Annotated in this window: 18 protein-coding genes; 15 read left to right on the top strand and 3 right to left on the bottom strand. The window is 53.8% G+C overall.

Features of this window, described 5'->3' with window-relative positions:
* The first annotated feature begins 41 nt into the window (after window positions 1–41).
* A complete protein-coding gene (locus tag B4113_RS05095; RefSeq protein WP_061912280.1) occupies window positions 42–2,417 on the top strand; it encodes a YhgE/Pip domain-containing protein in 2,376 nt (791 codons plus the stop codon).
* Between the two features lie 420 nt (window positions 2,418–2,837).
* On the opposite strand, the gene yhfH is transcribed toward B4113_RS05095, so the two are convergent.
* On the bottom strand, window positions 2,838–2,975 hold the full coding sequence (yhfH, locus tag B4113_RS18550) for a protein YhfH (protein ID WP_082799297.1): 138 nt from the start codon (window positions 2,973–2,975) through the stop codon (window positions 2,838–2,840).
* 149 nt (window positions 2,976–3,124) lie between these two features.
* On the opposite strand from yhfH, the gene B4113_RS05090 reads away from it, so the two are divergent.
* From B4113_RS05090 to B4113_RS05070, 5 genes are all read left to right on the top strand, one after another.
* Window positions 3,125–3,859, top strand: coding sequence for an MBL fold metallo-hydrolase (locus B4113_RS05090; RefSeq protein ID WP_061912279.1), 735 nt, complete (start codon window positions 3,125–3,127; stop codon window positions 3,857–3,859).
* Between the two features lie 273 nt (window positions 3,860–4,132).
* Window positions 4,133–5,677 (top strand): fatty acid--CoA ligase family protein, encoded by a 1,545-nt coding sequence (locus B4113_RS05085; protein WP_061912278.1) that lies wholly within the window; start codon window positions 4,133–4,135, stop codon window positions 5,675–5,677.
* A gap of 174 nt (window positions 5,678–5,851) precedes the next feature.
* Window positions 5,852–6,862, top strand: coding sequence for an ABC transporter substrate-binding protein (locus B4113_RS05080; protein WP_061912277.1), 1,011 nt, complete (start codon window positions 5,852–5,854; stop codon window positions 6,860–6,862).
* Window positions 6,863–6,931: 69 nt separating this feature from the next.
* Window positions 6,932–7,924 carry an ABC transporter permease gene (locus tag B4113_RS05075; RefSeq protein WP_061912299.1) on the top strand — a complete coding sequence of 331 codons (993 nt, stop codon included), beginning with the start codon at window positions 6,932–6,934 and terminating at the stop codon, window positions 7,922–7,924.
* A complete protein-coding gene (locus B4113_RS05070; RefSeq protein WP_033844799.1) occupies window positions 7,890–8,687 on the top strand; it encodes an ABC transporter ATP-binding protein in 798 nt (265 codons plus the stop codon). The genes B4113_RS05075 and B4113_RS05070 overlap by 35 nt, the downstream gene beginning before the upstream one ends.
* Before the next feature lie 60 nt (window positions 8,688–8,747).
* Here B4113_RS05070 and dat read toward each other — a convergent pair whose 3' ends face one another.
* Window positions 8,748–9,611: a D-amino-acid transaminase gene (gene dat / locus B4113_RS05065; RefSeq protein ID WP_061912276.1), complete on the bottom strand. Its 864-nt coding sequence runs from the start codon at window positions 9,609–9,611 to the stop codon at window positions 8,748–8,750.
* A gap of 340 nt (window positions 9,612–9,951) precedes the next feature.
* On the opposite strand from dat, the gene B4113_RS05060 reads away from it, so the two are divergent.
* Window positions 9,952–10,668, top strand: coding sequence for an AzlC family ABC transporter permease (locus tag B4113_RS05060; RefSeq protein ID WP_061912275.1), 717 nt, complete (start codon window positions 9,952–9,954; stop codon window positions 10,666–10,668).
* Window positions 10,661–10,966, top strand: coding sequence for an AzlD domain-containing protein (locus tag B4113_RS05055; protein ID WP_033843212.1), 306 nt, complete (start codon window positions 10,661–10,663; stop codon window positions 10,964–10,966). Before B4113_RS05060 ends, B4113_RS05055 begins: the two co-directional genes overlap by 8 nt.
* Window positions 10,967–11,034: 68 nt before the next feature.
* Here B4113_RS05055 and B4113_RS05050 read toward each other — a convergent pair whose 3' ends face one another.
* On the bottom strand, window positions 11,035–11,628 hold the full coding sequence (locus B4113_RS05050) for an SCO family protein (protein WP_033843213.1): 594 nt from the start codon (window positions 11,626–11,628) through the stop codon (window positions 11,035–11,037).
* Between the two features lie 190 nt (window positions 11,629–11,818).
* Here B4113_RS05050 and aceA point away from each other — a divergent pair, with 190 nt between their 5' ends.
* The 7 genes from aceA (at window position 11,819) to addA (ending at window position 23,105) form a co-directional block, all read left to right on the top strand.
* A complete protein-coding gene (gene aceA / locus B4113_RS05045; RefSeq protein WP_033843214.1) occupies window positions 11,819–13,105 on the top strand; it encodes an isocitrate lyase in 1,287 nt (428 codons plus the stop codon).
* 186 nt (window positions 13,106–13,291) lie between these two features.
* The gene (locus tag B4113_RS05040; protein WP_033019657.1) at window positions 13,292–13,486 is read left to right on the top strand and encodes a hypothetical protein; all 195 of its coding nucleotides are present in this window, start codon (window positions 13,292–13,294) and stop codon (window positions 13,484–13,486) included.
* 406 nt (window positions 13,487–13,892) lie between these two features.
* Entirely contained in the window at window positions 13,893–14,426 is a 534-nt protein-coding gene (locus B4113_RS05035; RefSeq protein ID WP_033843215.1) for a competence protein ComK, read from the top strand.
* A gap of 79 nt (window positions 14,427–14,505) precedes the next feature.
* Window positions 14,506–15,129, top strand: a complete 624-nt coding sequence (locus B4113_RS05030; protein ID WP_033843216.1) for a TVP38/TMEM64 family protein — start codon at window positions 14,506–14,508, stop codon at window positions 15,127–15,129.
* Window positions 15,126–15,674, top strand: a complete 549-nt coding sequence (gene lepB, locus B4113_RS05025) for a signal peptidase I (protein ID WP_033843217.1) — start codon at window positions 15,126–15,128, stop codon at window positions 15,672–15,674. Before B4113_RS05030 ends, lepB begins: the two co-directional genes overlap by 4 nt.
* A gap of 199 nt (window positions 15,675–15,873) precedes the next feature.
* Complete coding sequence (gene addB / locus B4113_RS05020) at window positions 15,874–19,380, top strand: helicase-exonuclease AddAB subunit AddB (protein WP_280516686.1); 3,507 nt, start codon at window positions 15,874–15,876, stop codon at window positions 19,378–19,380.
* Complete coding sequence (gene addA / locus B4113_RS05015) at window positions 19,377–23,105, top strand: helicase-exonuclease AddAB subunit AddA (RefSeq protein WP_033843219.1); 3,729 nt, start codon at window positions 19,377–19,379, stop codon at window positions 23,103–23,105. Before addB ends, addA begins: the two co-directional genes overlap by 4 nt.
* Window positions 23,106–23,183 lie beyond the last annotated feature (78 nt).

Genomic DNA, 23,183 nt, shown 5'->3' with positions numbered 1-23,183 from the left:
ATAGACAAATTGGTCATTTGTACAAAGGAGGGATTTGTGCGATGCTGGCCAAAGAATGGCGGGCGATTTTGTTTCGTCCTAAAGTGCTGATTCCCATTGTTGCTGTTTTGTTTATCCCCCTTCTTTACAGCGGGTCGTTTTTATGGGCGTTTTGGGACCCGTATGGTCATTTGGACCGCTTGCCCGTGGCGGTCGTCAATGAAGATCGGGGAGCGAACCTCGATGGCCATTCTCTTCATCTCGGTGACGATGTGGTGAAGCGGTTGAAAAAAACCCATTCATTTTCTTGGCATTTTGTCAATCGCGATAAGGCGTTAAACGGTTTGCAAAACGGCGACTATTATATGGCGATAATGATTCCAGCTGATTTTTCTGAGCACGCTACGACGGTGCAAGATGCTGCGCCCCAACCGCTTCGCCTTAAGTACATCGTCAATGAAGGAGCGAACTATCTCGTCGGGAAAATCGGCGATTCTGCCGTTTCAGCCATCAAAGGGGAGATCGGCAAAAATGTCACTAAAGCGTATGCCGAAGCCATGTTGACGAAAATGAAAGAAGCGGGAAAAGGTTTGAAAGAAGCGGCGGATGGCGCTGAGCGGCTGCATGAAGGTTTGCAATCAGCAGAACAAGGAAGCCGCCGTCTGACAAAAGGAGTAGACGCCGCCGAGCAAGGAAGTGCACGTTTAGAAGCCGGAATGCAGAAGCTTCGAGAAGGAACGGGAAGTCTATCAAGATATTTAACGGAGTTAGCGGATAAATCGATCGTGTTTGATCAAGGCCTTCAGGCGGCTAGTAGCGGCGCTTCGCAAGTGAAAAATGGCGCATCCGCTCTCCAAGCTGGTCTTGGCCAATTAGCGGCCGGCGCAAACCGGTTGGCTGACGGAGAGCAGCAAGCTCAGGCCGGTGCTACCCGGTTGGCCGAGGGGCTCAATCAATCATTAACGGGGTTACAAACACTGCAATCTCGTCTTCCGGCGCTGACGGATGGAACAACGAAGCTGCGTTCTGGTGCCGAGCAACTATCTCAAGGGATGGCGCAGTGGGGGCAGAAAGCGGGAGAAGCAGCAGCTGGTGCTGACCGAGTAAGCGAAGGGCTCGCGCAGTATGCTGCGGCACTGCAGGCGTTGTCTGAGAAAGCGGTCGATCCGAATCAAAAGGCAGCTTTACAGGCACTGTCACAACAGTTGCAGCCGCTTGTTGAGGGAAGTAAAGCGGTGGCGGTCGGTGTAGGAAAACTTGCTGATACAGCTGGACAGCTGCAAGACGGGGCCGCTCGCCTTGCCGGTGGAACGGCATCGCTTGTCAACGGGCAACAAGCTGTGCAAGATGCGATCGACAAGCTCGTAGATGGTCAGCAAAAACTTGCGTCCGGAGCCTCTCAATTATCGGCCGCTCATCAACGATTAGGATCGGGAGCAACAGAGCTCGCCAAGCAGCTTGGCCGTGCTGACCGCGGCGCTGCGCGATTGGCTGCCGGAACAGACCAATTGGCGCAAGGAGTTGGAGCGCTTGCAAACGGATCAGACAAACTTGTATCTGGTACGCATCAGTTGGCGGGTGGGGCCAAGAGGCTGAATGATGGGACAAAAGAGCTAGCCCAAGGAGTGAATTCGCTTCACCATGGAATGAAAAAGCTCTCTAACGGGGGCCAAGCGCTTACCAACGGATTAGATTCACTAACAAAAGGAGCGGCAAAGATGGAAGACCGCCTGAACGAGGGGGCGAAACAAGCCGCCCACGTTCAAGCGAACGACCGCGTGTATGATATGATCGCCGATCCTGTGCAAAAGAAAAAGCAGCCGCTCCATCATGTTCCTAATTACGGAACGGGATTTGCGCCCTACTTCTTGTCATTAGGGCTGTTTGTCGGTGCCCTGCTGTTGACCATCGTCTTTCCGCTGCGTGAACCAGTCGATCGCCCGACTTCTGGAATAGCATGGTTTTTCGGAAAATGGGGAGTCTTGGTGGTGGCCGCGGTATTCCAGTCACTCTTGGCTGATGTGTGGTTGCTGTATGGACTCGATTTGCACGTGCAAAGCGTTGGGCGCTTTTTGTTGTTTACGTGGATCATCAGCCTGACGTTTATGATGATCATTCAATTTCTTGTGACCTTGTTTGATAATCCCGGCCGTTTTCTCGCTATTTTGCTGCTGATCGCCCAGCTGATCGGAAGCGCTGGAACGTATCCGATTGAGCTTGTTCCGTATAAATTGCAATCGTTGCATCCTTGGCTGCCGATGACCCATGCGATTCGCGGGCTAAGAGCGGTCATTTCAAGTGGCGATTTTGCGGTGATGTGGGAAGAAGCGACGAAGTTAGGAATTGTGGCGGTGATTTTTGCGGCTGGAACGTTGCTTTATTTTCACTTTTTGTACCGGCGGCGTTATCGGACGGCTGCAGAGGAGCCTGCCATGTAAGGCTGAGTGTGATCTGTGCTTTGATTCGCACCAGCAGGATGAGGGAAGTTCGTTTCTCTCATTTGTTCTTAAATGCTATCCTTTTTTGCTATTGAACCGACCGTATTCATTGTTCGGTCACGAGCGAAATTTGCTAAGTGAAGAAGGGGTATCCCACAAGGAGCGGGATACCCCTCTTTCGTTGCGTGTTGGGCTTCTACGGATCGGTTGTGCCGATCTTGAAGGCAAACCACCTTTTGGATCAACCCTTCTTTATCGGATGCTGGAGATTTTTATGCTCATCATGTCGGGGGATATCATGCAAAAAAAAAGACGCCTCTATGATGGAGGCGTGTGCAAAAGACAGGCTGTATCGGGGAACAGCCGTTTGCCGGCGGGGCAGCCGGCACAATGTGTGACGCAAGGGATGCGTCCGCTCACCTATTGGCGGTAAGCGGCGCCAAGGCAGTCCGAGCACGTGTTGCCGTAGCATTCATGTTGCTCATCCATCTCTTTTCCGCAGTGCAGACATTTTTTTGGTGGTAAGTTTCTGAAAAATTCCAACACTTTAGCCAACATTTCCGATCCCCTCCGTTGTCTTGTTGGTTTTATTGTATTATAACACAACCTAGAATGTCAATAGTTGTTTTAAAACAAAATATGAAAGATGAAAAAATAGGCTTCGTTGTGTATGATGGAAATAAAACGAAAGAAAGGAGAGAACGGCGATGAAAGTGACGGTCATCGGTTATTGGGGAGGATTTCCCGCTGCCAATGAAGCGACATCAGCGTATTTATTCGAACATGATGGGTTTCACCTTCTTGTTGACTGTGGAAGCGGAGCGCTTGCCAAACTGCAAAACGAGGTCGATGTCCGGCAGTTGGATGCGGTTGTCCTTTCCCACTATCATTACGATCATGTGGCCGATATTGGACCGCTTCAATACGCGCGCCTCATCCATCGAAATTTGGGCGCCGATTTGCCCGTGTTGCCGATCTATGGCCATGCGGAAGACGAGGAGGCGTTTGTCCGCTTGACCCACAGCGGCATCACCGAAGGCGTAGCGTATGATCCGCAAGAAACGGTAACGGTGGGTCCGTTTGCGCTGTCGTTTCTCAAAACCGCCCATCCGGTGCCGTGCTACGCGATGCGGATTAGCGCCGGCGGCAAGGACGTTGTGTATACCGCTGATTCCAGCTATTTGCCGGAGTTTGTGCCGTTTGCGCAAGGCGCCGATTTACTGATCAGCGAGTGCAACTTTTACGCTGGGCAACATGCGGCAGCGGCCGGGCACATGACGAGCGAGGAGGCGGCGGCTATCGCCAAAGGGGCAGAAGTCGGCGAATTGTGGCTGACGCATTTGCCGCACGTTGGCCGTCATGAGCAGCTTGTCGAGGAGGCTGCCCGCTTATTTGGTGGCGTCATTCGCCTAGCTCGCACCGGGCTCGTATGGGCACCGTAGCCAAGCCGGTTTTAGGAGGCTATTGAAAAACGGTTGGTTCTCTTGAGTCATGGGGAACGTTTGCAAGGCGCTCCTGATGCGACAAAGTTTATCTATTTGCGAAACAGGTTTGATAAGCGGCTCGCTCCCTTCAATCACCGGCCTTTTAGAGAAGCAGCAAAGGAAACGCTTTCTCTTGTCCTTTGCTGCTCTTTTTTTTATAATAGGTATAGTTCGAATTTTTTTACTTGTAAAATGAATGGTCATTCATTCATTTTGGGGGAGGAGCTTCGCATGAACTTACCTGCACGATTAGCGCAAATCGCAAAGCAATTGCCGGACAAGGAAGCGTATGTGTTTGTAGGGGAGCGCTGCACCTATCGGCAGCTTAACGCCGCTGTTTCACAATTCGCTGATGGGTTGGCACAGCTTGGCATTCGCCGCGGCGATCACGTTGCCCTGCTGCTTGGCAACTCGCCGCAGTTTGTCATCGGCTTGTACGGGGTGCTGCGACTCGGCGCGACCGTCATCCCGATTAACCCGATTTACACCCCGGAGGAAATCGGCTATATTTTGCAAAACGGCGATGTAAAAGCCGTCATCGGCCTTGATTTGCTCGCGCCGTTGTTCGCCGAGGCAAAGCGGCGGCTGCCGCTGCTTTCCCATGCGATCGTTTGTGAAACGCCGCAAGGAAAGGAAAAAGCAGTTCCGTTGACCGAAGAGATGAAAACGTTTGCTGCCGTGTTGGCTGCCGGCAGCCCGGAATTCACCGGCCCTGAGCTTGCCGATGACGAAGTGGCCGTCATTTTGTATACGTCGGGAACGACAGGAAAACCGAAAGGGGCGATGCTCACCCATAAAAACTTATACAGCAACGCCCAAGATATAGCCGATTATTTAGGCATCAATGAGCATGATCGCGTCATTGCCGCTTTGCCGATGTTCCATGTGTTTTGTCTGAGCGTCGCTCTCAATGCTCCGCTGATGAACGGGGGAACGGTGCTCATCATGCCGAAGTTCAGTCCGGCGCAATTGTTTGCGCTTGCTCGCGAAGAGCGGGCGACGATTTTTGCCGGCGTGCCGACGATGTATAACTTTCTTTACCAGTATAAGGAGGGGAGTGCCGACGATCTGCGGACGCTTCGCCTTTGCATTTCAGGAGGCGCTTCCATGCCGGTTGCGTTGCTGAAAAACTTCGAAGAAAAATTCAATGTGATCATTTCCGAAGGGTATGGGCTGTCCGAAGCGTCGCCGGTCACTTGCTTTAACCCGCTCGACCGGCCGCGCAAACCGGGGTCGATCGGGACGAACATTAAGAACGTGATCAACAAAGTGGTGAACGAATACGGTGAGGAAGTGCCGGTCGGCGAAGTGGGCGAACTTGTCGTCCGCGGCCCGAACGTCATGAAGGGGTATTATAAAATGCCGGAGGAAACAGCCATCGCCTTGCGCGACGGTTGGTTGCACACCGGTGATTTGGCGCGCATGGACGAGGATGGCTACTTTTACATCGTAGACCGAAAAAAAGAGATGATCATTGTCGGCGGCTATAACGTGTACCCGCGTGAAGTCGAGGAAGTCCTGTACAGCCATCCGGATGTGGTCGAAGCGGCGGTGATCGGCGTTCCCGACCCGGATTACGGCGAGGCGGTAAGGGCGTTTGTAGTCACGAAAAATCCGGAGTTGACCGCCGAGCAATTGATCGCCTATTGTCGCGAACGGCTGGCGAAATATAAGGTGCCGACCGCCATTGAGTTTTTGAATGAACTGCCGAAAAACACAACTGGAAAAATTTTGCGCAGAATATTGAAAGAGCAATTCGTTGCTTCTCGCGCTTGATGGTTGGGGCGGAAAGCGCCGGGAGGTCCGTGACGCGGCAAAGAAGGGGCTCGCGCGTCTGGGCCTCTCTTTTTTTCATTTCCGGCAATAGTATATTGAAAATAATTTTATTATTTTTTATAATTTTAAATATAAGATAGTTTTGAATTATTTTACATAGGGGGACTAGATTATATGGGCAAGCGTATACGGCGTTTCGCCATCGTCTGTGCGGCCGGCTTGTTTCTGCTCGGCGGCTGCGGCCGAGCAAAGGAAACAGGGGGCGGCCAAGGAAACGGGGAAGGCGGAGGACAGAAGGAAAAAACGTACAAAATCGGCGTGACGCAAATCGTGGAGCATCCGTCGCTCGATGCGGCGCGCAAAGGATTCCAGCAAGCGTTAAAAGACAAGGGGCTGTCCGTTAAGTATGACGTGCAAATCGCCCAAGGCGATCAAAGCACCAACCAAACGATCGCCAACAATTTTGTCTCCGATGGCGTGGATTTGATCTTTGCCAATTCAACCCCAAGCGCGCAGGCTGCGCTCAATGCGACGAAAGACATTCCCATCGTCTTTACATCGGTATCCGATCCGGTTGGCGCCCAGCTCGTGCAATCGATGGAACAGCCGGGCGGCAATGTCACAGGAACGACGGATACCCACCCTGACGCGATTCCGAAAACGGTGCAGTTTATTGACAAGTATGTGCAAGGCCATCGCGTCGGCATGGTGTACAACGCCGGCGAACAAAATTCGGTCGCCCAAGTCGAGCAAGTTAAAAAAGCGATGGAAGGGACGGATTTGCAGATCGTGCCCGCATCGGTATCCACGTCCGCGGAAGTGAAGCAGGCGGCTGAATCGCTGGTCGGCAAGGTCGACTGTTTTTACATCATTACGGATAACACGGTTGTGTCGGCGCTCGAATCGGTCATTCAAGTCGCCAATGAACACGACATCCCGCTGTTCGTCGGCGAGCTTGATTCTGTCAAACGCGGTGGGTTTGCCGCCTATGGCTTTGACTATTACGACATCGGATATGAAGCCGGGGAAATGGCGGCGCAAATTTTGCAAGACGGCAAAAAGCCGTCCGAGCTTCCAGTGCAGTATCCGAAAAAGCTGAAGCTGGTCATCAACAAAAAAGCGGCCCAAGAAATGGGGATTAAACTCAATCCCGAATGGGATTCGATCGCGGAATACATTGAATAAACGAGCGGCTTCCCCCTTCGACGAAGGGGGATTGCCGTCAAAAGGCGGGTGAATGGTGTGTGGACGGCCATGTTCAGTTCGGTGGAGGCCGGCTTGATTTACGCTGTGATGGCGCTTGGTGTCTATTTGTCGTTTCGCGTGTTGGACTTTCCCGATTTGACGGTTGACGGCAGCTTTGTCACCGGCGCATCGGTCGCCGCCGTGATGATCGTCAACGGAGCGAATCCGTTTGCCGCTTCGGCCGCGGCGCTATTGGCCGGATTTGCCGCCGGAGTCGCGACAGGACTTTTGCATACAAAAGGGAAGATCAATCCGCTCTTGTCAGGCATTTTAATGATGATCGCGTTGTATTCGATCAATTTGCGCATCATGGGAAAATCGAACATTCCGCTCCTTCAAGAGGAAACGGTCATCAAGCAAATTACAGCCGCTTGGCAGCAGGCCGGATGGGATGATGTGCTCAACCGAGCCCTTTCCTTCACAGGATTCGCGCCGCGAACGTGGGCGGTGCTCGCAGCGATGGCGGCGGTGGCGGTCGTGGTAAAAGGAATGGTGGACTGGTTGTTGAAAACGGAGTTGGGCATTGCCATGCGGGCCACGGGGGACAATCAGCCGATGGTGGCGAGCTTTTCCGCCAATACGGATGGCCTCATCATCTTTGGGCTTGGGCTGTCGAATGCGCTTGTCGCTTTTTCCGGGGCGCTCGTCGCCCAGTACGGAGGATTTAGTGACATCGGCATGGGAATTGGCATGATTGTCATCGGGTTAGCTTCCGTCATTATCGGCGAGGCGCTGTTTGGCGCTCACTCCGTTGTTCGGGCGACGTGGGCAGTGATCGGCGGGGCCATCGTCTATCGCCTGATTTTGGCGCTCGCTTTGCGGGTCGAGTTTTTGGAGACGAGCGATGTGAAGCTGATTACCTCTCTCATTGTCATGGCGGCCCTCATCGTGCCCAACCTCTGGGCGGCCCAAAAAGAAAAGCGGAGAAAAAGACGAAAAGCCGAGCAGCTGGAGAGGGGGGAGGCTGTTGCTGGAGCTGAAACGAATTACAAAAGTGTTTAACGAAGGAACAGCCGATGAAAAAATTGCTTTAGGCGGCATCGACTTGACGCTTTCCCCCGGCGATTTCGTCACGGTCATCGGCAGCAACGGCGCCGGGAAATCGACGCTGATGAACATCATTTCCGGACGGCTGTCTCCCGACACGGGGGAAGTGTGGATCAACGGCCGCAATGTGACATCGCTTAAGGAACATGCGCGCGCCCGTCATATCGGCCGCGTTTTTCAAGACCCGATGGCCGGCACCGCCCCGCATATGACGATTGAGGAAAATCTTGCGCTCGCTTACAACCGGACGAAGCGGCGCACGCTTCGGTTCGGCGTGACGAAGCAAAAGCGCGAGTGGTTTCGCGAGACGCTGCGAACGCTTCATTTAGGGCTAGAGGACCGGCTGACAGCGAAAGTAGGACTGCTTTCCGGCGGCGAGCGGCAGGCGCTCTCGTTATTGATGGCGACGTTTACTAAGCCTGATGTGCTTCTTCTTGATGAACATACGGCTGCTCTCGACCCGGCGCGCGCTGAGCTCGTCACTGAATTGACGAAGGAAATCGTCGCCAAACACCGTTTGACGACGCTGATGGTGACGCATAACATGGAGCAGGCGATTCGCCTTGGCAACCGGCTCGTTATGATGGACGGCGGACAAATCATCTTTGCCGCCGAAGGAAAGGAAAAGGAGGAGCTGACCGTCGAACGGCTGCTTGCTGAATTTCAACGCATTCGCGGCAGTCAATTTGCGAGCGATCGCGCGGTCCTCAGCCAATAGACGAGGCGAGGTGCCCCGAACGAGAGGAGCGGGACACCTCGCTTTACATTGGTGGGCCCACTAGGCGTTGCGCGCGGCCGGCTGCGTTGCCGTTTGGTAGGCGGCTTGCAACGATTGGGTGACGGCTCCCGGCTGGCCGCTGCCGATCGTGGTGTCGTCCACTTGGATGATCGGAATAATGGACGAAGTGGTACTCGTTAAAAACAGCTCATCGGCTTGGGCGAGGTCGTGGACCGAAAACGCTTCTTCCATGAACGGGATGCCAAGCTCACCGCAAAACTGCTTCACTTTCGTGCGGACGATGCCGTTTAAAATCCGCTCGGTGGCAGGATGGGTATATACCGTCCCAGCTTTGACGAGAAAAATGTTCGACGAACTTCCTTCCGTGACGATGCCATCGCGGTGGAGAATCGCTTCGAATGCCCCGCGCTCGATTGCTTCTTGCTTGGCCAGCACGTTTGGCAACAAGTTCAAACTTTTAATATAGCAATACTCCCAGCGGACATCCTTGGTCACAATGACGTGCACGCCACGCGTCATTTCGTTTCTTTTCCGCGCCATCGGCTCGATGTAGGCATACAAGTTCGGGCGGTTTTCCGCCGGAAAAGCATGGGCGCGGGGAAAGCTTCCGCGCGTCACTTGCAAATATAAAATGGCATCTTCGTGCACATCGTTCAAGCGGCGGAGCTCCTCGAGCCGCGCGGCCAGCTCTTCGGGAGCGAACGGGACGGACAGGCGAATAGCAGCCGCCGAACGATACAGACGATTGAGATGTTCTTCTAACCAGATGTACGTTCCATTGTATAGGCGCACGACTTCGTAGACCCCATCGCCGAACTGCAAGCCGCGCTCTTCCATCGGATACGTCACCTGTTCATAGCGGAGAACGCCGCGTTCGGTCAATACGTGCGGTTTTACTGACACAATAGCCCACTCCTTTTCAATTGCGCAAATAATGAATCAATTCGATTATATCATAGATGGATTTTCTCCCCTACTCCCGCTTTGCGCCCAAGCGGGAGTTTCCTAGGAGGCTGGTGATTTCGTGCGAAAACGACTGATTCCACTCGTTTCTCAATTAGAAAAACCTTGCAGAACCAGCTTTCTCTTCGGAATGAAAATGCCATCGATTGGTGTGCGACAGCGGCTTTTCACCGGCTTTCTAGTTAAGAGGATAAAAGAATTGACCTATGTTCGGGTTGCGAAATGACAGCGATTTTTAGACAATAAACATATCAAACTAGCGAAACGGGGGAATGGATGGATGAAAACGACATGGATGGCCGGGAAAATGGCGCCGTTTCGCCAAGGGGTGCAGGCGGGGGTGGCGATCGCCATCGGCTATATGCCGATCGCGCTGACATTTGGTCTGCTCGCTAAGACGACCGGGCTGACGCTCGCAGAAACGGTGCTGATGAGCGTCGTCGTTTTTGCCGGCGCCTCGCAATATATTGCCCTCAGCTTGCTTTCCGTCGGTACCGGCATATTTGAAATCATTTTAACAACATTTGTTTTAAACCTTCGCCATTTTTTAATGTCCGCTTCGCTCAACGAAAAAGCGGAGGCGGATGCGCTTTGGAAAAAGGCGCTGTATGCGTTTGGCATCACCGATGAAACGTTTTCCGTTGCGGCCATGAAAGAGGGGACGGTCAGCGCTTCGTATATGTTTGGGTTGATCATGATGGCGTACGGCAGCTGGGTCGTCAACTCCGGCATCGGTTATGCTGTCGGGGCGAGTTTGCCGGAAAGCTTACAAGAGAGCATGTCGGTCGCTTTGTACGCCATGTTTATCGGCTTGCTCGTCCCAGCGCTGAAAAAGGAGCGGAAAACGGTATGGCTGGCAGGATTAGCCGCCGTGTTCAATTCGCTCGGCACGCTTGTCTTTCACCTGTCTAAAGGCTGGTCGATCGTGCTGGCAACGCTTCTTTCCGCAGTCGTCGTCGAGTGGCTGGCGAAGAAGGGGGAGAATGAGGATGAATAACGCGATCGTTTGGATGATTCTCGGCATGGGGATCGTCACGTATTTGCCGCGCATGTTGCCGTTCGTGCTGCTTGGGCGCGTCGAGCTGCCGCCGTTTTGGCAAGGAGTGCTGAAAAATGTGCCGTATGCTGCACTTGGCGCGCTGATTATCCCTGATATTTTTTTCATTCAAGACGACGTTCTTTTTGGGGTGATCGGTTTTGCGGCGGCGGTGACGGCCGCCTGGCTCGGTGCGAATGTTATTGTTGTTGTGCTTGCTGCGGTTGTCGTGCTTAGTTGCTATTCGATGTTGATGTGAAAGGTTCGGCGTTCTTCAATGAAAAAAGGGCAGACAATGCCCTCTTTTTTTACACCTGTACAAAATCGTTATGACAATTCATCCATAATCGTTTCGTACACTTCATCAACACGAAATCGTGACGCTCCCCCCATGTCGATCTGTTCGATGACCCGTCCGTCCCGATTGAGCAAGTAAGCGAGCGACGTATGCACCATCATCCCGTTTCCCGGGTCACGGTATTGGAAGTGGAAAGCGTCCGCCGTCGCTTTTGTCGCCGCTTTGCTGCCGCGCAAAAACACCCATCCTTGCCCATCGCCAGTTATGCCAAATGCATTTGCGTATGCTTGCAGTTTTTCTTTCGTGTCGCGCGCTGGGTCGATAGTGATCGTGACGAATTCCACATCGCGCCCGAACACTCCGGCTTTTTGCAGCCGGTCGCGCAGTTTGGCCATTTGCATCGTCGTATTCGGGCAAATATCCGGGCAGTTCGTATAGATGAATTCGATGAGTCGAACTTTGGGCGGCAAGCCGTCAAAGGAATAAGGGGCTCCCCACGCCGTTTCCATCGTCACGTTCTTCGGCAGACGCATGGAAGCTGGTTGGTAGACAGTGAAATAGATAATGCCAACACCGATGCCAATCAGCAAGAGCCTGGCGACAATGATATATAGTTTTTTCATCATGATCCTCCCTTCATGATCGATCATACCAAAACGAGGAGCGACAAAAACACCATGTTTATGAACATTGTGCGGCTATTTTCCTAATGAAAAAAATTTTGCAAAAAAGGATTGCATTTTTCTAGTTCTGTTATATAATAATGTTGTAAATAAATATATGTATTATAACAAAAGAATGGGGGAAGGGAAAATGGCGTCATTTGCTGAACGTGTTCGTCAATTGGAGGAAAGCTGGAAAAATGAGGAGCGCTGGAAAGGAATTGTCCGTCCGTACAGCGCGGAAGATGTCATTAAGTTGCGCGGCTCGCTTGATATTGAGCATACGCTCGCTCGGCGCGGAGCCGAGAAGTTATGGCAGCTGTTAAATACGGAAGATTACGTTCATGCGCTCGGCGCGCTGACCGGAAATCAAGCGGTGCAACAGGTGAAAGCGGGGCTGAAAGCCATTTACTTAAGCGGCTGGCAGGTGGCGGCCGATGCCAACCTCGCCGGGCATATGTATCCGGACCAAAGCTTGTATCCGTCCAACAGCGTTCCACATGTTGTGAAACGCATTAACCAAGCATTGCAGCGTGCAGATCAAATCCAATATTTGGAAGGCAGCGGCGATATCGATTATTTCGTGCCGATCGTTGCCGATGCCGAGGCTGGGTTCGGCGGCCAGCTGAACGTGTTTGAGCTCATGAAAGCGATGATTGAGGCGGGAGCGGCTGGCGTCCACTTTGAGGATCAGTTGTCATCGGAGAAAAAATGCGGCCATTTAGGAGGCAAAGTGCTGTTGCCGACGCAAACGGCGGTGCGCAACTTGATTGCAGCGCGCCTCGCTGCCGATGTGATGGGTGTCCCGACGGTGCTGATCGCCCGCACCGATGCCAATGCCGCTGATTTGATCACAAGCGACATCGACCCGCGCGATCAAGAATTTATTACCGGCGAGCGGACGCCGGAAGGGTTTTACCGCACGAGAGCTGGTCTCGGTCAGGCGATCGCCCGCGGTTTGGCCTATGCGCCGTATGCGGATCTCATTTGGTGCGAAACGAGCGAACCGAACTTGGAGGAAGCGCGGCAGTTTGCCGAAGCCATTCACGAGAAGTTCCCGGGCAAGCTGTTGGCGTACAACTGCTCGCCATCATTCAACTGGAAGAAAAAGCTGGATGATGAAACGATTGCGAAGTTCCAGCAAGAGCTTGGGAAAATGGGATACAAATTCCAATTCGTCACTTTGGCCGGGTTCCATGCCCTTAACTATAGCATGTTCGAACTGGCGCGCGGTTACAAGGAGCGCGGCATGGCGGCGTACGCTGAGCTGCAGCAAGCCGAGTTTGCCGCTGAGAAGTACGGGTATACGGCTACGCGCCATCAGCGCGAAGTCGGCACCGGCTATTTCGATGAAGTCGCCCAAGTCATCTCCGGCGGCCAGTCGTCGACCGTCGCGTTGAAAGGATCGACCGAGGAAGAACAGTTTACAAAGGCTTGAATGAAACTGACCGAAACGGTTGTCTGCCTTCAAGATAGCATCGCATGAAACACAAAGCGATGCGCCGATCACTGCGAAAGAGGTTGTCCTGATCCTTCGGGACAACCTCATTTTTTTGGTTTGGCTGCAAGTGCAGCGCATAAAAGGAAAAAGACGGCGCATGCTATATAGGCAGGAGGCGATGCGATGAAAAAGGACAAAAGCGAGCTGCCGGAGGTAATGCCGGCGGAATTCCGCGTCAGCACCGATCTCCATTTTGAACAATGGGGAATGAATGAGGAAACGTACGCGGGCGACTCTGTCGGCGAACATACGGCGCTGGAACAAGCGAATGAATATTTGGCGATGAAAGAAATCGGTCAAACGTTTGAGAACGCCTAAACCGACCCATGACCAGCGTCATGGGTTTGTTCATTAACTTTGGTTCGTCATCAAAACGTGTACTTGACAGACAGTGAACTTCTCTAAGAGACCGATGATTTAAGGGGGCAAGCCGCTGATCAAGCCCGTTTTTCAAATAGAAAAGCCTCGTCGCATCAGGATTACCTTTCAAACGATCCCCCATTGCTCAAAAGAAACAACCATTTTTCACCAGCCTTCTAAACAGGTGTAGGCAAAAAATGATTGATTTCCCCTGTTCTTTCGTGGATGCATAAGTTAAGATGTGTAATGAAAAAATCAAGTACAATTTTTGATGAAGAGCCTTAACTTTTTTCAAAATATAGAAAAATATAACTACTTGTGTTATGATAGAAAATAGCGAGCGAATAGGAAAGGAGATGGATCGATGAAGATCAACGAGTTCATTGTCCTTGAACAGTTCATCGTCAGTCGATATACGATGGCAATTCTCCCCTACTTTTTGAACAGCGACGTGTATGCGAAAGTCATCGAGGAAGATGGCGAGTACATTGTGAAAAAAACGCCGACCGATATCGTCAAACAGAGTTGTGATTATTATGGCAGTAGCTACCGGGGGAGGAAAGAGGGAACCAAGGCCATTATCGGCATCACCCATAAGGCGCCGATCGCCATCGAACCGTCCAATGAAATTTACGTATTCCCAACCGCTTCTCCACGAGATTTCCGCTGCGTTTGGCTTTCGCACATGCACGTCTATCAATACGAACCTGCCAAATATGAACAGACCATCGTGTATTTCCGCAACGGAAAAAGTGTCTCCCTCGATGTTTCCTGCAAGTCGTTTATCAATCAATTGCACCGGACCGCCCAACTGCGGACGAAGTTATCCGAACGGATGGAAGCGCGAGAACGCAAGCTCCAGTACATATTCCGCATGCAGCAGGAAAAACAGACGTAATTTTGCAAAGGTGAGTTCCAATTGGGCGCCTAGGGGTGTAAAATAGACATATAAACAGCATGTGAATGGGGAAAGATACATGGACATGGAAACCGTCAAACAATGGTTCACACTCGATCACATTCTTGCTTTGCTTGATCAGTATCGCTCCTTTGGCTTGCTTCCCGGCATCGCGGTGACGCTTTTGGAATCATTTTTTCCGATTTTGCCAATGGTTGTTTTTGTCATGGCCAATGCAGCGGCGTTTGGGTTGTGGAAAGGATTTTTCATTTCTTGGTTCGGCGCCTCGCTTGGGTCGCTCCTCGTTTTTTGGCTGACGCGGAAAGTGGGGCAGAAGCGCTTTTTTCATTTTGTCCGCCGTCATCGGAAGGTGCGCCAATTTATGCATTGGATTGAACGGCACGGATTCGGGCCGCTGTTTTTGCTGTATTGTTTTCCGTTCACTCCGTCGGCACTTGTCAACATTGTCGCCGGGCTGTCGCGCATCAGTCGGCAGCAGTTTATACTGGCTGTGCTTCTCGGAAAGATGATCATGGTGTTTACGATCAGTTTCATCGGCTACGACTTGGTGGCGCTCGTCCACCAGCCGCTGCGGACGGCGATGATCACCGCAGCCGTTTTCCTTCTTTGGTATGCCGGAAAGCGGGTCGAAGCGAGGTTTTCACTGACGGAAAAACGCGAAAGCGAGGGGGACGGAGAGTGACAGAACGGAAAGAGAAACAAGGGCGCCGGTGGCTGTGGATGACAGCCGTCTGCCTTGCGGTTGCGCTCCGTTTGTTTGTGTTCAGTCCTTATATCGTTGAAGGAAAATCGATGATGCCAACGTTAGAAAATGGCAATTGGCTCGTTGTCAACAAGCTGTCTTATGACATCGGTCCGATTCATCGGTTTGATGTAATCGTCTTTCACGCCACGAGAAACGAAGACTATGTCAAGCGCGTCATTGGCTTGCCGGGCGACCGGATTGAGTATAAAAACGATGTGTTGTATGTCAATGGGAAACGGATGGATGAGCCGTATTTGCGCCCGTATAAGCAAAGATTAGCTGGGGGCAAGCTGACCGGTGATTTTACGCTGGAGGAAGTGACAGGAAAAACGAGGGTGCCGCCTGGCTGTGTGTTTGTCCTTGGCGATAATCGTTTGGGCAGTTGGGACAGTCGGCATTTCGGCTTCGTGAAAATCAGCCGAATCGTCGGCAAAGTCGATCTTCGCTATTGGCCGCTGAACGAGTTCGCGTTCCAGTTTTAACGAATCAACGGAAGACGTCTCTCACTTCGAAACAATAGTGAAAGGGAGATGACCATCTTAAAAAGAAAGGCCCTAAAAAAGTGTCAGCGTAGCTGGCGGGAGTATGTCACGCTGGATGAGGCTGCGCTTTTTTTCTTTCCAAAAGCGAACGTATGTGCTAAAATAAAGAAAATAAAGGAAACGGATGGTGGTAAGAGCCATGTCGCTTCGGTTTTTGCTCGGGCGGTCGGGAAGCGGGAAAACGGCCGCCTGTCTGAGCGAAATACAAACCATGCTGAAAGAAAGCCCGCAAGGACGAACGATCGTTTACCTCGTTCCGGAACAAATGACGTTTCAATGCGAATACGCCCTAATACATACAGAAGGGACGGACGGGATGATCCGTGCCCAAGTGTTCAGTTTCACGCGCCTCGCTTGGCGCGTGCTGCAAGAAACCGGCGGCATGAACCGCTATCACGTGCATGATGTTGGCGTGCAAATGATGATCCGCAACATTATTGAACAGCGCCGGCAGGAGCTTAGACTGTTCGGACGCGCGGCGGACAAACAAGGGTTTATTGAGCAGCTGCACGACATGATCGCCGAATGCAAACGATATTGCCTGACGCCGGGGGAGCTCCGCCGCCACGCCGAGGCGCTTACGGCCGAGTCGAATCAACCGGGACGGCGGCTGCTCGCCGACAAACTAAGCGATGTCGCGCTCGTCTATGGCGAGCTCGAGCGAAGCCTGAGCGGCCATTATCTCGATTCGGAAGATTATTTGCGCTTGCTCGCTGAACAAATTCCGCACTCCGTTTATTTGCGTGACGCTGAGATTTATATCGACGGATTCTATCATTTTGCGCCGCAGGAATACGCGGTCATCGAACAGCTTCTCCGCCATTGCCGACGCGTCACCGTTTCTTTGACCATTGACCGGCCATATGACGATGGCATGCCGGATGCGCTCGATCTGTTTTATTTGCCGGCGCAAACGTATCAACAGCTGCGCGCACTCGCGCTCAGCAGCGGCGTATTGATCGAAGAGCCGGTCGTGCTTACGGAAAACCGCCGGCATGAAAGCAGCGCGCTTGCCCATTTGGAAAGGCAATTTCACCATCGTCCGTTGATTCCGTATGAGGAAAAGACCGATGCGGTTTGCATTTACGAAGCCGCCAACCGGCGGGCGGAAGTGGAGGCGGTTGCCCGCGAAATCATTCGCCTCGTCCGCGATGAGGGAGCGCGCTATCACGACATTGCCTTGATCATTCGCGATCTTGAATCATATCGCGATGTGGTCAAAACGGTATTTTTTGACTTTGGCATCCCGTCCTTCATGGACGAGAAAGAGCCAATGCACTACCATCCGCTCGTTGAGCTCGTACGCGCCGCTCTCGAAACCGTCGTGACGCGCTGGCGCTACGAGGCGGTGTTTCGGGCGGTGAAAACCGATTTGCTTTTTCCGGCTGACGAAGACGCGGCTTGGTGGCGCGAGGCGGCGGACAAGCTGGAAAATTACGTGCTTGCCCATGGAGTGAAAGGGGAGCAGTGGACGAGCGGCGAACGTTGGACGTACCGCCGCTATCAAGCGCTTGACGGGTTGAATGTGCCGCAGACTGACGAAGAGCGGCAGTTTGAAGATGAGTTGAACCGGTGGCGCGAGGTGTTGACCGCCCCGCTTCGCCGGCTTGACCGCCGCTTGCGCCGGGCTTCGGATGGACGCGGGCTTTGCACGGCGTTATATCTCTTTCTCGAAGAATTGCAGATTCCAAAAAAACTCGAGAAAATGAGCGCCGAAGCCGAAGCGGCCGGGCGCTTAATCGAGGCGCGTCAGCACGAACAAGCGTGGAACGCGGTCGTTGACTTGCTCGATCAATATGTGGAAATGCTTGGAACCGAGTCTCTTCCGCTCGCCGAGTTTGCCAAAATCATTGAAGCCGGGCTCGATCGCCTCGAATTCTCGCTCGTTCCGCCGGCGCTCGATCAAGTGATTATCGCCCAACTGGATCGTTCGCGGCTGTTTGACATCAAGTACGCGTTTGTCATTGGCGTCAACGAGGGCGTCATTCCGGCCAAAGTGAAGGAAGAAGGGCTGATGGCCGAGATCGAGCGCGAACAATTGCGCGCGCTCGGCGTGTCGCTAGCCCCCGGAAGTCGGGAGCAGCTGTTTTATGATCCGTTTTTCGTCTACTTGGCGCTCGTGGCCCCGCGCCGCCGTCTGTACGTCGCCTATCCGCTCGCTGACGGTGAAGGAAAGGCGCTGATGCCGTCCCCGCTCATTCAACAATTGAAGAATTTGTTCCCGCTGGCGCCGGTGAAGTTATGCAGCAACGACCCGTTCGATGTCCCCAAGGAGGAGGCGGAATCCTTCGTCACCGTCCGGAGGGCGACGCAAACGTATTTGGTCAGCCAACTGCGGGTGTGGAAGCGGAATTATCGCATCGATCCGTTGTGGTGGGGAGTGTATAACGCGCTCGTCCGCCATCCGGAGTGGCGCAAAGACGTGCAGCATGCCATTTCCGCTCTCTTTTATACGAACAAAGCGGCGCCGCTGAAAAAACGGTGGAGCGAGCGGCTGTACGGAACAAAGATTCAAGCGAGCGTCTCGCGCATGGAACAGTTTCAAAAATGCCCGTACGCTCACTTTGCCTCGCACGGGCTGCGTTTGAAAGAGCGCCATGTTTTTCGGCTTGAGGCTCCCGATGTCGGGCAGTTGTTTCACGCTGCCATCAAGCAAATCGCCGACCAGCTCCGTGAACGGCATGTCGAATGGAGCAAACTATCAAAGCTGGAATGCGAGCGGCTGTCGGCCGAGGCTGTTGAGCGGATTGCCCCGCTCATTCAGCGGCAAGTGCTAGCAAGCTCATCTCGCTATCAATATATGAAACGGAAACTGCAAAACGTGGTCGCCCGCACGGCGTACGTGCTAAGCGAGCACGCGCGGGCGAGCGGCTTCGTTCCGGTTGGGATGGAGCTGTCGTTTGGACCGGGCGGCGATTTGCCACCGCTTCGCTTTCGGCTCCGCGACGGAACGACGATGGAACTCGTCGGGCGGATCGACCGCATTGACAAAGCAGAAAGCGGCCAAGGGGTGCTGCTTCGCATCATCGATTACAAATCGAGTGCCAAAGCGCTTGATATAGCGGAAGTATACTATGGGCTGGCGCTGCAAATGTTCACGTATTTGGACATTGTATTGACGTATGCCGAACAATTGGTCGGAAAGCCGGCGCTTCCGGCGGGAGTGCTTTATTTCCATATTCACAATCCGATCGTTCAAGCGAAACAGTGGGTCGATGACGAAGTGAAGCTGGCGCAAAAGTTGCTTGAACCGTTTCGGATGCGCGGACTGCTGCTCGCGGACGTGGAAGCGATCCGGCTGATGGACAGCAAGCTTGAAGACGGGCAATGGTCGCTGATTGTACCCGCGCAAATCACCAAAAGCGGATCGATCCATTCGCGCTCATCGGTGGCGAGTGAATCGGATTTTACGGCGCTTCGTCGCCATATCCGCCGCTTGTTTGTCGAGATCGGCGGGCAAATCGCCGATGGCGTTGTATCGATTGCTCCATATAAGCTGAAAGAGAAAACGGCGTGCGAGTTTTGCCCGTTCAAGCCGGTGTGCCAGTTTGACGAGGCGCTTCCGGGCAATGAATATCGAAAACTAGTTCCGCAGACGAAGGAAGCGGTCTTGGAAAAAGTAGCGGAAGGAGAGGACGAGCGATGAACATGGCGATTCGCCCGAAGCCGGCCGGAAGCCGATGGACGGAAGAACAATGGAAGGCGATCACCGCCGGCGGCCGCGATCTTCTCGTTGCCGCGGCGGCCGGTTCTGGCAAAACGGCCGTTCTTGTCGAACGGATCATTCAAAAAGTGACGGCGGAAGAAGGAGCGGTGGATATCGACCGCCTGCTTGTCGTCACGTTTACCAATGCCGCTGCGGCTGAGATGAAGGCAAGGATCGGCGAAGCGCTCGAACGGGAGCTGGCGAAACACCCGCATTCTCTCCACTTGCGGCGCCAGCTCAGCCTGCTTCCCCGCGCTTCGATTTCGACGCTTCATTCATTTTGCTTGGATGTCATTCGCAAATATTACTATTTGCTTGATTTAGACCCGTCGTTTCGCATCGCTGATGAAACGGAGATCGAGCTGCTCAAGGAAGACGTCCTTGAAGACCTGCTTGAAGAAGAATATGGAAAGGCGGACAATGATCGCTTTTTGGCGGTCGTCGATGCGTATACGGGCGATCGGAGCGATGCAGAGCTACAGGAAATGATTTTCTCGCTTTATGAGTTTTCTCGCTCTCATCCTGAGCCGGACGAATGGCTTGCCGGCTTGGCGTCAATGTATGATGTTGATGCTGAAGCGGACGTGAGAACGTTGGCGCCGGCACGCTATCTCGCTCAGCATGCAGAAATGGAGCTGACGGCGGCTTTGCGATTGATCCGAAAGGCGCTGGAGCTGGCGGAAGCACCGGGCGGTCCCGAGCCGTACACGGAACGGTTGCGCGAAGACGCCGCGCTCGTTTCCGGGCTGCAAATGAGGGTGGCCGGACCGTGGGACAAGCTGCACGAGGCGTTGCAATCCTTGTCGTTCGGACGCTTGCCGTCGTGCAGCAGCAAACGATACGAAGCGCACCTGATCGATGAAGTGAAGGCGTTGCGCGAGCAGGCGAAAAAGAAAATCGAAGCGCTGCGCGACCATGTATTTTCGCTTCCTCCGTCCGCTTGGCTCCGCCACATGCAGGAAATGAAACCGATCGTGGAAACGATCGCCGCGCTCGTTCGCCGTTTTGCTGCTAGGTTTCAGGAAGCCAAACGGGAAAAAGGGGTCGTAGATTTCTCCGATTTGGAGCATTATTGCTTGCGCGTTCTGCGGCACCGCCATCCAGAGACGGGCGAATGGCAGCCCACCGCCGCCGCCCTCGAGTACCAAGCTCAGTTTGATGAGGTGCTTGTCGACGAATATCAAGATACGAACCTTGTCCAAGAAGCTATTTTGCAATTGGTCAAGAAAGGAAGCGAGCGGACGGGCAACTTGTTTATGGTCGGCGATGTCAAACAGTCGATTTATCGATTTCGGCTGGCCGAACCGCTGCTGTTTTTGGATAAATACAAACGGTTTACGGCGGACGGAGAAGCCGGGGGCATGAAAATCGATCTAGCGAGCAACTTCCGCAGCCGCCGGGAAGTATTGGACGGAACGAATTTTCTTTTTTCGCAAATCATGGGCGAAGCCGTTGGGGAGCTCGTTTACGATGAAGCCGCGCGCCTGAAATACGGCGCCGATTACCCCGACGGGAGCGATGCCGTCCCGGAAGTCGTGGTCATCAATCGGCAGCGGACCGAGGAAGAGGAAGAAGAGGAAGCGGCTGAATTGGCGGCCGCCGAGCTGGAAGCGCGCTGGATCGCCAAAAAGGTGAAAGAGCTCATTGCCCGGCCGTTTTGGGTGTACGACCGTTCTACCGGTGCACCGCGGCGCGTGATGTACCGCGATATCGTCATTCTTGTCCGCTCGATGACCAATGCATCGCCGATGATCGAGCAGTTGCAGGCGCAAGGCATTCCCGCGGCGGCTGACCTGTCTGCCGGCTATTTTCAGGCGACGGAAGTATCCACCATGCTGTCGCTGTTACGGGTCATCGATAATCCGGATCAAGATATTCCGCTGGCGGCTGTGCTCCGTTCGCCGCTGTTTCGTTTTGACGAAAACGAGCTGGCGATGATCCGCTTGGCCGCTCCGAAAGGCACGTTTTATGAAGCGCTGCAGTCTTTCCAAAACAAGCCGGCCGAGACGGATGAGGAGGAACAAGCGAAGCGGAAGGCGGCGGTTTTTCTCGAGCGGCTGGCAAGCTGGCGCACGATGGCGCGCCGCCGTTCATTGGCCGACCTCATTTGGCAGCTGTACCGCGATACACAGTATTACGATTTTGTCGGCGCGCTGCCGGGTGGAAAACAGCGCCAAGCCAACTTGCGCGCCTTGTATGATCGCGCTCGCCAGTATGAATCGGCGTCGTTTCGCGGGCTGTTTCGCTTTCTTCGCTTCATCGAACGGCTGCAAGAGCGCGGTGACGATCTCGGCTCCGCCCGGCCGCTCGGCGAGCAGGAAGATGTCGTGCGGATCATGACGATCCACAGCAGCAAAGGGCTCGAGTTTCCGGTCGTCTTTTTGGCCGGGCTCGCGCGGCCGTTTTATACGCGCGATTTGCATCATTCGTATTTGCTCGACAAAGAGCTTGGTTTTGCCGCCCGCTATGTCCATCCGCGGCTGCGCATCAGCTACCCGACGTTGCCGTTTATGGCCATTCAGCAAAAAAAGCGGCTCGAGCTGCTGGCGGAGGAGATGCGCATTTTATACGTCGCGCTGACGCGAGCGAAAGAAAAGCTGTATTTCATCGCTTCCGTTCCTGACGCGGACAAGGAGCTGAAAAAGTGGAGAGGGGCGATGGCGGAAGACGGCTGGCTTCTTCCTGACGACATGCGGGCATCGGCTCGCTCGTATTTGGACTGGATCGGGCGCGCCCTCATCCGCCACCGCGCCGGCTGCGAGCTTGTGGGAGAACCGGCGCCTGCGGAGATCGCTTCCCACCCGTCTGTCTGGCGCATCGTGATCGTGCCGGCCGCCGAGCTTCACGGCAGCGAAGCGACAGCGGATGAGACAGAGCTTCACCTATTGCCGGCTCTAAAGGAAGGACTTCCCGTTCCAGCCGGCGAGGAGTGGGAGGGAGAGGCCAAGCGGCGCTTCATGTGGACGTATCCTTACGAAAAAGAAACAGCGGTGCGCGCCAAACAATCCGTATCTGAGCTCAAAGAACAGCGCGCGCTGTTTGGGGAGCAGGCGGACGAATGGCGGCCGCGCCAAGGGACGGCGCCGGTGTTTTCCCGTCCGCGCTTCATGCAGGCCAAAACATTAACGCCCGCTGAAAAAGGGACGGCGCTTCATGTCGTGATGCGACATCTCGATTGGCGCGCTCCGCTTGATGAGCGAGCGATCCGCAGCCAGATTGCCCGCCTCGTGGAAAACGAGCTGCTGGCCGCCGAACAAGCGGAAGCGGTGGACAGCGAAGCGATCTTGTCCTTTTTCGCCACCGATATCGGCCGACGCCTTCGTGAAGCGCGTGAAGTGCACCGCGAAGTGCCGTTCAGTTTGGGAATTCCGGCGGCTGAGCTTTATGGGCGCCTAGGGATGGAGGGCGACCGCCGCGTGCTTGTGCAAGGGGTGATCGACTGCGTGTTTGCGGATGAACGCGGTTATGTGATGCTCGATTATAAGACCGACGAAGTGGTGGATCGCTTTGGCGGACAACTGGAAGAAGCGGCTCGATTTCTGCTCGGGCGTTACGGGGAGCAGATGCGCTTGTATCGTCGGGCGATTGAGCAAATCTGGCGGGTGCCGGTTTCGGAATGCTATTTGTATTCATTTTCCGGCGGGTGTGCGATTGCTGTTGACTAACGGCGGAAACGACCGGGGAAAAGAGCGCGGCGACGGAAAGAAAACGTGGCGTCGATCGGGCCAAAAGCCATAGCCAAG

Source organism: Geobacillus sp. B4113_201601 (genome assembly GCF_001587475.1).
Classification (GTDB): Bacteria; Bacillota; Bacilli; order Bacillales; family Anoxybacillaceae; genus Geobacillus; species Geobacillus icigianus.
Note: the sequence above shows the minus strand (reverse complement) of the source record. Positions and strands in the feature narration are given on the sequence as shown.

What these genes read in the sequence shown, in the direction of transcription:
- B4113_RS05085 (WP_061912278.1), top strand. Translation starts at nt 4,133, where the DNA reads ATGAACTTACCTGCACGATTAGCGCAAATCGCAAAGCAATTGCCGGAC.
- addB (WP_280516686.1), top strand. Translation starts at nt 15,874, where the DNA reads ATGTCGCTTCGGTTTTTGCTCGGGCGGTCGGGAAGCGGGAAAACGGCC.
- B4113_RS05095 (WP_061912280.1), top strand. Translation starts at nt 42, where the DNA reads ATGCTGGCCAAAGAATGGCGGGCGATTTTGTTTCGTCCTAAAGTGCTG.
- B4113_RS05055 (WP_033843212.1), top strand. Translation starts at nt 10,661, where the DNA reads ATGAATAACGCGATCGTTTGGATGATTCTCGGCATGGGGATCGTCACG.
- B4113_RS05075 (WP_061912299.1), top strand. Translation starts at nt 6,932, where the DNA reads ATGTTCAGTTCGGTGGAGGCCGGCTTGATTTACGCTGTGATGGCGCTT.
- yhfH (WP_082799297.1), bottom strand. Translation starts at nt 2,975, where the DNA reads ATGTTGGCTAAAGTGTTGGAATTTTTCAGAAACTTACCACCAAAAAAA.
- B4113_RS05040 (WP_033019657.1), top strand. Translation starts at nt 13,292, where the DNA reads ATGAAAAAGGACAAAAGCGAGCTGCCGGAGGTAATGCCGGCGGAATTC.
- B4113_RS05090 (WP_061912279.1), top strand. Translation starts at nt 3,125, where the DNA reads ATGAAAGTGACGGTCATCGGTTATTGGGGAGGATTTCCCGCTGCCAAT.
- B4113_RS05035 (WP_033843215.1), top strand. Translation starts at nt 13,893, where the DNA reads ATGAAGATCAACGAGTTCATTGTCCTTGAACAGTTCATCGTCAGTCGA.
- B4113_RS05080 (WP_061912277.1), top strand. Translation starts at nt 5,852, where the DNA reads ATGGGCAAGCGTATACGGCGTTTCGCCATCGTCTGTGCGGCCGGCTTG.
- B4113_RS05060 (WP_061912275.1), top strand. Translation starts at nt 9,952, where the DNA reads ATGAAAACGACATGGATGGCCGGGAAAATGGCGCCGTTTCGCCAAGGG.
- B4113_RS05050 (WP_033843213.1), bottom strand. Translation starts at nt 11,628, where the DNA reads ATGAAAAAACTATATATCATTGTCGCCAGGCTCTTGCTGATTGGCATC.
- addA (WP_033843219.1), top strand. Translation starts at nt 19,377, where the DNA reads ATGAACATGGCGATTCGCCCGAAGCCGGCCGGAAGCCGATGGACGGAA.
- aceA (WP_033843214.1), top strand. Translation starts at nt 11,819, where the DNA reads ATGGCGTCATTTGCTGAACGTGTTCGTCAATTGGAGGAAAGCTGGAAA.
- B4113_RS05030 (WP_033843216.1), top strand. Translation starts at nt 14,506, where the DNA reads ATGGACATGGAAACCGTCAAACAATGGTTCACACTCGATCACATTCTT.